Source organism: Pseudomonas sp. (genome assembly GCF_037994325.1).
Lineage (GTDB): Bacteria > Pseudomonadota > Gammaproteobacteria > Pseudomonadales > Pseudomonadaceae > Aquipseudomonas.
In genome coordinates this window covers 1-7,279 of record NZ_JBBNAH010000136.1, presented here as the reverse complement: position 1 = coordinate 7,279, position 7,279 = coordinate 1, and the positions used below count along the sequence as shown (strand labels likewise).

The window sequence follows — 7,279 nt, the reverse complement described above, 5'->3', positions numbered from 1 at the left end:
ATTCGCAACCAAGTAAATCAATATAGCTTTCAACACCCGTATTATTCTTATATTCCCGCATGGCATCTCTACGAGATCGCCGACATGATTGAAGCTTTATATTTTTGGATAAAACGCTATAAATCTTTGCAGATAGCGCCCTCGCATCAAAAAATCCACCAACACCCCATTCTCTCCATCCCTTATAACCTCCCTAACCGGCGCCGTATCCGACCCAACTATCAAACACCCTGTCGCCATCGCTTCCAACAACGACCACGACAATACAAACGGATAGGTCAAATACACATGCACTGCCGAAACTTGCAGCACTTTTTTGTAAGTCTCGTAAGGCACTTTCCCCAAAAAAATGCACGCGGTTTAAATCCACTGGGTTTTCACGGAGCACTTTGGTTCGCCAGTTGGGTGCATCTTTCAGTGCGCCGTCGTCGGGTAGTTTCAGTTCCGCGTTCGCATCCGGCTTTAGGTTTTCGGTGTCGATGCCTTCGTGGATTATTTGAGTTTTGTCGCGGTAGGCTTCGGGATGCAGGCTATGTTGCCACTGGGTACATGTAATGCCTACATCGCAGAGCTACCGGATCACCCACGCGGCGGGCCTGAAAGTAAGCCAGAGGTAGCGTGACCAAGTGGCGGAACAAACGGGAGCCCAGCTCAACGTCGATACGACTGGCGGTATGGGCAAATATATAAGTGCGTAGGCCGCTGAGGCCGGTTTCAAACAGCATGATGCCGAGCAGACCGATGGCAATCACATCCAGCGTGGACAGGCCGCGATGAACTAAGACCTTGTCTCCAGCGAGCTTTAAGCTCATCAAAGGTGATGACCTCGGGGCGGGCAGCGCGGGGTCATGAATCAGCGCTTTCTCGCCATCGAGCTGGGCAATGATAAAAAAGCGCCCGTCATTGCTCGCCGCAATCGCCGGCAGCGGCACATGGGCCAGCCGTTCTGGCTTGCTACGTACCGACGTCGCTTTCAGGCCCAATTGCTTGGCTGCGAGCAATAGCTCGGCGCGGCCAAATTGGCGGCCGTTGTCGAGGTATTCATGAGCTAATTGTTCGGGGGATGCTGCCACATTATGGAAGCGGGCCAGCATGACTAAGCAGGCAAGGCCCGTGTCTGGCTCAGCTTGAACAGCCGATCCTTGGTGTTCGTTAGTCATCCGCTTTCCTTGGCAGAACTGCGCCCGATTTTATTACCGGGTTATTTGATGATGCTTGATATCTGGGTGGCTAGGTATTGGCAATGGGCCATCTTTGCCGGTAGAGCGGAGTGATAACTGCGTCACAAATTCCAGGAGTGAGTCAGACCAAGCCTGCGCATTGGTGCTCACAGCACACCCTACGAGATCAAAGGCGACGGTGTGCCCGTAGGGTGGGCTGCCTTCAGCCGTTTAAGCGTTTCACTAACCGCGCCTGCAGCGCTTGCAATTCCCCTGCATCGGCCTTCTGGCTGGCATGCACGCCCAGGCCTTCCCCGGCATAACGCGGCACGATGTGCATATGGATATGAAACACCGTCTGCCCAGCCGGTGCGCCGTTGAACTGGGCGATCTGCACGCCGGCCGGCTGCAGTTCCTCGACAATCGCCCGGGTGATTTTCTGCACGACGGCCATCACTTTGGCCAGCGCCTCGGTGTCCACTTCAAGAATATTGCGCGCGGCTGAACGTTTGGGGATGACCAGGCTGTGGCCAACGGATTGCGGAAACACGTCGAGAAAGGCCAGTACATCGTCGTCCTCATACAGCGTGTAGCAAGGGGCATCGCCGCGAATGATCTGGGCGAAAATGTTCTGGCTGTCGTAGTCGCCGTGCAGGCTCATCAAGGTTCTCCGTAACGAGGGGGTGAGTTGGCAAACCTTAACCCATCACCGTCATCCCCGCGAAGGCGGGGAGCCAGAATCTCCAGGCGAGAAACGTAACGTCCCTGTTCTCGCCCCCCGCCCGTGCGAGGACGACGGGTGATTAATTTGCAGATTTGCGAGCCGCTGGGCATACCGCCGGTTGCATGGCGCCATGCTTTCGGGAAGAATCCCCGCCCTTCGCAAACCTGGCGGTCCTACCCTGGCCCACCAGTCATGGCGACCCTCCAATAATAAACAGCACCGCGGCTGCCACCTGCTCCCAGGCTTACTGCTGCGCATCGCTGACTACAATCCAGACACATGCACGCCCCGTGCAGGCCATAAGCCTGAGACGGGTTCTTTGGCTTGGCAGAATTTAAGGAAATCCAATGTTCAAGTATCTGTCTCTGGCGCTCGCGGCTTTGCTGCTGACGGCCAGCCCCTCGATGGCAACGGCTGAGGATGCCGCCCCGATCGTTATCAAGTTTTCCCACGTGTCGGCGGAAAGCACGCCCAAGGGCCAAGGTGCGCTGCTGTTCAAAAAACTGGTGGAAGAGCGCCTTGGCGGCAAGGTAAAGGTTGAGGTCTACGCCAATTCCACGCTGTTTGGCGACGGCGAAGAACTCACCGCGTTGGCTGATGGCCGCGTGCAGATGCTCGCTCCGTCGCTGTCGAAATTCGACAAGTACACCAAGCGCCTGCAAGTGTTTGACCTGCCCTTCCTGTTCGACGACCAAGCCGCTGTTGACCGTTTCCTCAAGCGCGAAAAAAGCCGCGAGCTGTTGCGTTCGATGAACAGCAGCAATATCTATGGCCTGGGCTTCTGGACCAACGGCATGAAGCAGCTGTCGGCCAACAAAGCCCTGCGTACCCCGGCCGATGCCAAGGGCCTGACTTTCCGTATTCAGAGTTCCAGCGTACTCGAAGCGCAATTCGCCGCCCTCGGCGCCACCACGGTAAAACTGCCGTTCGCCGAAACCTACAAGGCCATGGAAAGTGGCACGGTGCAGGGCACGGAAAACCCCTGGTCGAACTTTGTTTCGCAGAAGTTCGAAAAGGTGCAGCCGTTCGTGACCATCACCAACCATGGCGTACTTAGCTATATGGTGGTGACCAACAGTAAGTTCTGGACCAGTATTCCGTTCCAGATCCGCAGCGAGTTGGAGTCGATTCTCGACGAAGTCAGCCAGTCGGTTAACCAGACTGCCGAAGCAAATAACCAGCGTGATTACGAGCAACTGGTGGCCGGCGGCAAAGCCAAAATCATCACCCTCACCCCCGCCGAACAAGCCGCTTGGCGTGAAGCCATGCTGCCAGTGTGGAAGCAGTTTGAAGGTGATATTGGCGCCGACGTGATGCATGCGGCGAAGGCTGTGAATCGTAAGTGAGGAAACGCCGCGGTACGCCCTACCCTCACCCCCAGCCCCTCTCCCGCAAGCGGTAGAGGGGAGCAGAGCGGCGTACGCGGTCAGTCCCCTCGCCCCTCGGGGAGAGGGTTAGGGTGAGGGGGTAGCATCGGGTCGGGTGCACACAGCACACCCTACGCCTCCACCGCACTCCATTGCTTATTCAGGCGTTTGTCGGAGACAGCGGTTTTAGTCCCCAGCTGCTGCGCAAACAGCGACACCCGATACTCCTCCAACATCCAGCGATACAGCACCAGCTGCGGATCGCGTTTGCCTTCCTGGGCGTGCTTGCCCACCCGCGCTTGGTACTGGGCCCAGAGCCCGGCTAACTCGCCGCTCCACACCCGATCCTTTTGCACCTGCGCACCCAGCTTGTCGAACCGTTGTTCGATGGCTTTTAGGTAGCGTGGCAATTCCTTGAGCCATTCGGCCGGCGTTTCGCGGACAAAGCCTGGGTAGACCAAGTTACCCAGCTGCGCCTTGATGTCGTTCAGGGCCACGGCCTGGGCCAGGTCGATTTTGCCTTTAAAGCGTTTTTGCAGGCCGTGCCAGAGCTTGAGAATCTCCAGGGTCAGGCGCGCTAAGCGTTCGGCATGCTCGCTCCAGGCGCCGCGCTTTTTCTCGGCCAGGGCCAACAGGCCAACACCATCGCGGGGCAACGGGTCTTCGCCTTCAAGAATGCAGCTGTCGAGGCTGGCCAGGAGAATATCTTCCACCAGCGCTTCCACCCGGCCGAGGTCGCGGTGCAGCAAGCCCAGGTCCGTCAGACCCGGCAATTTGCCGCGCAGAAACTTGGCCGGCTCGTTGAGTTGTTGCAGCAGCAAGCGCTGCAGGGCACGGCGGTGTTGGAACTCGGCTTCGGCCGCCGTGGCAAACCGGCCTTCTTTAACCGTACCGCCCTCTTCCACCAACGCCGGGTATACCGTCATCGACAGGCCGGCGATGTTTTGTTGGGTGGTTTGCGCCACCGGGGCAAACACTTTGGCTTCCACCGGCTTTTGCTGCTTGTCGGTTTTCACCATGGACAGCGCCGCCTGGCTGGCTTCGGCAAAGCGTGCGGTTTGCTCGGCCAGGTCGCGGCCTTCGCCGAGTAGTTTGCCCTGCCCGTCGACCACTTCCAGGTTCATTTTCAGGTGGCTTTCCAGCTGCTGCTCGGCCTCAGCCCACGCCTCTTCCGTAACCCGCACGCCAGTCATACGCAGCAACTCGGCGCCCAATGCCTGCACCAGCGAACCCTGAGCAAAGGTGATGCGCGCCAACGCGGCTTTAACAAAGTCCGGCACCGGCACAAAGTTCTTGCGCAGTGCCTTGGGCAGCTCGCGAACCAGGGCGATGCACTTGGCCTCGAGCAAACCCGGCACCAGCCATTGCAAACGCTCGGCCGGAATCTGCGGCAACAGCGGCGCCGGCACCCGCAGGGTCACGCCATCGCGTGGGTGGTTAGGTTCGAAGTGGTAGGTCAGCGGCAGGCGCAGGTCGCCCAGTTGCAGGTGGTCGGGGTACTGCGCGCTGGTTACTTCGCTGGCGTCGCGGGCGAGGATGTCTTCCTCGCGCATGATCAGCAGCTGCGGATTCTTGGCGCTCTCGGTTTTGTACCAATTGTCGAAGGTGGCGGTCTGGTAGATGTCGGCGGGCAGGCGTGCGTCGTAGAAGGCGAACAGGGTTTCTTCGTCGGCAAGAATGTCGCGGCGGCGGGCTTTGGCTTCCAGCTCGTCAAATAGCTCGAGCAGCTCTTCGTTGGCCTTCAGGCACTTGGCACGCGACTGAATTTCGCCACGCACCAGGCCTTCACGAATAAACAATTCACGCGCCACCGCAGGCTCAATCGGGCCGAAATGCACCGGCCGGCGGCCGACCACAATCATGCCGTACAAGGTGATCTGCTCGAACGCCACCACTTGCCCACGACGTTTTTCCCAGTGCGGCTCGAAGTGGTTTTTCTTGATCAAGTGACCGGCCAGCGGCTCGATCCAGTCGGGCTCGATTTTCGCCACCTGGCGGGCAAACAGCTTGGTGGTTTCCATCAGCTCGGCGGCCATGATCCATTGCGGCTTTTTGCGACCGATAACGCTGGAGGGGTGAATCCAGAAACGGCGCTGGCGGGCGCCGAGGTAGTCGCCGTCTTCGGTTTTCTGCCCGATTTGGCTGAGCAGGCCGCAGAGGATGGCTTTGTGTACGGCGGCGTAGTCTTTGGCGCGTTGCGCGGCTTCCTGAGCCTCGGCGTTACCGGCCGGCTTGGCGGCGGTCGGCGTGGCAACCGGTTCGCTCTTGCGCTCCGGGGCGAGTTTCAGCTCGCGGGTAATCAGCACGAGCTGGCGATGCGCATCGCGCCATTCGCGCAGGCGCAGGTAGTTAAGGAAGTTTTTCCGGCACCAGTTACGCAGTGGGTTGCTGCCCAGTTCCTGGCGCTTTTCTTCAAAGCCGCGCCACAGGTTGATCAGCGCAGCAAAGTCGGAGTCGACGTCTTTCCATTGCGCATGGGCCTGGTCGGCGGCTTGCTGGCGGTCCATCGGCCGTTCGCGCGGGTCTTGCACCGACAGGGCGCTGGCGACGATCAATATCTCATCCAGGCTGCCGAGCTTGGCCGCTTCCAGCACCATACGGCCCAGGCGTGGGTCGATGGGCAACCGCGCCAGTTGCCGGCCAATCGGCGTGAGCTGGCTTTCGCGGTTAACCGCTGAAAGCTCTTGCAGCAGGTTAAAACCGTCGCTGATGGCTTTGCCATCCGGCGGCTCAATAAACGGGAAGGCGTCGATCTCGCCGAGGCGCAGATGGAGCATCTGCAAAATCACCGCCGCCAGGTTGGTACGCAAGATCTCTGGGTCGGTAAACGCTGGGCGAGCGAGAAAATCTTCTTCGCTGTACAAACGCACGCAAATACCCGGCTCGACCCGCCCGCAACGGCCTTTACGCTGGTTGGCACTGGCTTGCGACACCGCTTCAATGGGCAAGCGCTGCACCTTGGCGCGGTAGCTGTAACGGCTGATGCGCGCGGTGCCGCTGTCGATGACATAGCGGATGCCCGGCACCGTCAGCGAGGTTTCCGCGACGTTGGTGGCCAGCACAATCTTGCGCCCGGCCATGGGCGCGAAAATCTTCTGTTGCTCGGCCGGGGTCAGGCGCGCGTACAGCGGCAGCACTTCGGTAAAACGCAGATTGGCTTTGCGCAGCAGGTCGGCGCAGTCGCGAATCTCGCGCTCGCCGGGCAAAAACACCAGCACATCGCCAGGGCGTTTACCTTCACTGCGCTCAAACGCTTCGATCTCATCCAGAGTGGCGAGAATGCCTTGGTCGACGCTGAGGTCATCGACCAGGCTTTCACCCTCCTCGTCCACTTCAGACACCAGCGGCCGGTACCAGGTCTCCACCGGAAAGGTGCGCCCCGACACTTCCACAATCGGCGCGTTATCGAAGTGCTTGGAAAAGCGCTCAAGGTCGATGGTCGCCGAGGTGATGATCACCTTGAGGTCCGGGCGACGGGGCAGCAGGGTTTTCAGGTAGCCCAGCAAAAAGTCGATATTCAGGCTGCGTTCGTGGGCTTCGTCGACGATCAGCGTGTCGTACTTTTCCAGGTAGCGGTCGTGCTGGGTTTCAGCGAGCAAGATGCCGTCGGTCATCAGTTTGATCAGCGAGCTGTCTTTGCTCTGATCTTCAAAACGCACTTGGTAACCCACCAGTTCACCCAGCGGCGTGCCGATTTCTTCCGCCACCCGCGTTGCCACACTGCGCGCCGCCAAGCGCCGTGGCTGGGTATGGCCGATCAGGCCGTGCACACCACGACCGATTTCCAGGCAGATTTTTGGCAGCTGGGTGGTTTTGCCCGAGCCGGTTTCGCCGGCAATGATCAGCACCTGATGCTTGGCCAGCGCCGCTTTGATTTCATCGCGCTTGGCGGCAATCGGCAGGCTGTCGTCGTAGCGCATCAGCGGCACGCTCAGGCGCCGCGCCTCGACCTTGGCGCAGCTCTGCTGGAAGCGCTCCAGCCATTGCGCCAGTTTGGCCTCGTCGGCATGCCCGGCCTTGCGCAGTTC

At 59.5% G+C, this 7,279-nt stretch carries 5 protein-coding genes; 1 reads left to right on the top strand and 4 read right to left on the bottom strand.

Annotated features, from left to right (window positions below; all coding sequences use genetic code 11):
* Positions 1 to 96: 96 nt before the first annotated feature.
* The 3 genes from AAAB16_RS04535 to AAAB16_RS04525 form a co-directional block, all read right to left on the bottom strand.
* Positions 97 to 294, bottom strand: a complete 198-nt coding sequence (locus tag AAAB16_RS04535; RefSeq protein WP_340662269.1) for a glycosyltransferase — start codon at positions 292 to 294, stop codon at positions 97 to 99.
* Between the two features lie 236 nt (positions 295 to 530).
* Positions 531 to 1,160, bottom strand: coding sequence for a cysteine peptidase family C39 domain-containing protein (locus AAAB16_RS04530; protein WP_340662268.1), 630 nt, complete (start codon positions 1,158 to 1,160; stop codon positions 531 to 533).
* 223 nt (positions 1,161 to 1,383) lie between these two features.
* A complete protein-coding gene (locus AAAB16_RS04525; RefSeq protein ID WP_340662267.1) occupies positions 1,384 to 1,821 on the bottom strand; it encodes an HIT family protein in 438 nt (145 codons plus the stop codon).
* 410 nt (positions 1,822 to 2,231) lie between these two features.
* Between AAAB16_RS04525 and AAAB16_RS04520 the strand changes: the two genes are divergently transcribed.
* Positions 2,232 to 3,230, top strand: a complete 999-nt coding sequence (locus AAAB16_RS04520; RefSeq protein WP_340662266.1) for a TRAP transporter substrate-binding protein — start codon at positions 2,232 to 2,234, stop codon at positions 3,228 to 3,230.
* 152 nt (positions 3,231 to 3,382) lie between these two features.
* On the opposite strand, the gene hrpA is transcribed toward AAAB16_RS04520, so the two are convergent.
* Positions 3,383 to 7,279, bottom strand: a 3,897-nt coding sequence (gene hrpA / locus AAAB16_RS04515) for an ATP-dependent RNA helicase HrpA (RefSeq protein WP_340662265.1), incomplete at its 5' end; no start/stop codon positions are given.

Bases quoted from the DNA above. Each gene is read 5' to 3' on its own strand.
- AAAB16_RS04530 (WP_340662268.1), bottom strand. From the start codon at position 1,160: ATGACTAACGAACACCAAGGATCGGCTGTTCAAGCTGAGCCAGACACG.
- AAAB16_RS04520 (WP_340662266.1), top strand. From the start codon at position 2,232: ATGTTCAAGTATCTGTCTCTGGCGCTCGCGGCTTTGCTGCTGACGGCC.
- AAAB16_RS04525 (WP_340662267.1), bottom strand. From the start codon at position 1,821: ATGAGCCTGCACGGCGACTACGACAGCCAGAACATTTTCGCCCAGATC.